Source organism: Kitasatospora sp. NPDC056273, from assembly GCF_042268845.1.
Lineage (GTDB): Bacteria > Actinomycetota > Actinomycetes > Streptomycetales > Streptomycetaceae > Kitasatospora.
Map to the genome: position 1 here is coordinate 1 of NZ_JBHJSJ010000129.1, position 1907 is coordinate 1907.

The window sequence follows — 1907 nt, forward strand, 5'->3', positions numbered from 1 at the left end:
ACTGGCAGCAGCCATTAGTAACTGGAGGTATACGAGAGACAAATTAAGAGGTCTTGAAGTATGGGCCTGAGAGAGGCTACACTGAAAGAACATTTTTGGTTTCTGCGGTCTCGTATACCCAGTTACCTGGTTAAGCAGTTCCCCAACTGACTTAACCTTCGATCAAACCACCTCCCCAGGTGGTTTTTTCGTTTTCAGAGCAAGAGATTACGACTGTAACGACAGGATCACAAGAAGATCATTTACTCAGAGAGACTAACTACCACTATGTTTGCCTATCAACATACTTAGGAAACATTACTTGAGTTAACGACTCCACCTTACTTTTAGTATCTCGCAATGAATCTTCCGACCGCCGTTGTGTTGAAGTTCTATTGCGCCACCGGGGTATAAATCACTTTCGTTTAACTCAATTAAAAGCTCGTTCTTGTGAGCATCCTCTAAATAAAGGTAATAACACCCACCATAAAGGTTCTGCGTATCTGGCACGGCAACAAAAGATTTCTTTCCGAACAGTAAAACAGCCTCTTTTTCTCCATGCTCTGTTAGCAATAATCGAAATTCTTGTCCATCAGGCGCGATCCCCCATATACGCAAGATCGGCGCTCTATGTGGCTTATACCAAAATTGATAGTAAAGACCTGCCACTACAACCAGTGAAATTAATAAGGCCATTTCAATCCTCAAAAACAAGCAACATTCCAAAATCGTTTTTCATTCATTTTTACTGCTGGGCATGATGCCCACCTTCAATCCTCTTTTCGCATGAAAAAACGACCTATACTTAGATGGTTAGTGACCATATCCACTTTACCTTTAAGCAGGGAACCTATTATGAATAAAAAAACGCTGTTGGCGGCCATGATGGTCGCGTTGGTGACCTTTGCCGCTGCTGGATGTTCTTCAAACCAAGAAATAAAAACCACAGATGGTCGCACTATCGTTACAGACGGCAAACCCAAAGTTGACAGTGATACGGGGTTAGTATCCTACAAAGATGCCCATACAGGCCGAACCGAACAGATCAACCGTGACAAAATTACCAACATGAGTGAACTAGACAACTGATACGGATAAAAGGAGCTGGCTTTGAAAAAGATTTTTGTTTCAGTGTTCGCAGCGGCAGTTGCGCTTTCAGCCCTAACCGGCTGCACGCGCACAAGCTATGCCATCCACACCAACGACGGGCGTACAATTGTCAGCGACGGCAAGCCTACAGAATCAGACTCAGGCCTGCTGGGCTATAAAGACGCAAATGGTGTCAAACAGCAGATCAATAAAGCCGACGTTAAAGAAGTCTCTGAAATTCCGCATTGAGGCATCGCTCTCTCCGAAAAGGGCCGCTAATGCGGCCCTTTTCTTTATCTGCCCCAACAACAGGCAAAAAAAGCCCCCGCTGGGGGCCAAATACCTGCAGTGGCTGGATAGTACTGCATTCCTGATGAAGGAGACGAATAAGTATGGGCCGGATTTTTGCGTCTGCAGGCTCGGTCGCCACAATTTTTCCGTACCCGCCAGGCATCATGCTTTTACCATAACATCCGTTGTCTGCACCGCCGGATCGGCACTGACGGCGCAGACGGCACCTGGCACCCGAAAACCCGGCTTAAGCAACGCTACATCCTCCGTTAAGCCGGGAGATAATTTTTACCCGACTGCATAGCCATGCAGCCAGGTGAATGACGGCAGGATTCAGCCCAAAAACAGCGTGAAGGCCCCGAAAACCGGCAAATGCTTTTCCAGCCACTCCCACAGTTCTGCCGCCAGATGCAGGCAGTTAAGTACAGCTTCAATAACATTAAGCAGTTTCATAATTCCCCCTGGTTCTGTGGGTCGGTCTGTCACGGGAAGTCCACCTCTACGTCGTTTCCCTCGAATGCGATGCTCTGGGTGTTGTAGGCCGATGC

Annotated in this window: 3 protein-coding genes; 2 read left to right on the plus strand and 1 reads right to left on the minus strand. The window is 47.1% G+C overall.

Going from position 1 to position 1907, the window contains the following annotated elements:
* The first annotated feature begins 795 nt into the window (after positions 1-795).
* Together ACFCY1_RS41490 and ACFCY1_RS41495 are read left to right on the plus strand one after the other, a co-directional pair.
* Entirely contained in the window at positions 796-1068 is a 273-nt protein-coding gene (locus ACFCY1_RS41490; RefSeq protein ID WP_375877820.1) for a YgdI/YgdR family lipoprotein, read from the plus strand.
* Between the two features lie 21 nt (positions 1069-1089).
* A complete protein-coding gene (locus tag ACFCY1_RS41495; protein ID WP_000719360.1) occupies positions 1090-1317 on the plus strand; it encodes a YgdI/YgdR family lipoprotein in 228 nt (75 codons plus the stop codon).
* A 375-nt stretch (positions 1318-1692) separates the two neighbouring features.
* On the opposite strand, the gene ACFCY1_RS41500 is transcribed toward ACFCY1_RS41495, so the two are convergent.
* Positions 1693-1907, minus strand: a 215-nt coding sequence (locus tag ACFCY1_RS41500; protein WP_375877821.1) for a hypothetical protein, incomplete at its 5' end; no start/stop codon positions are given.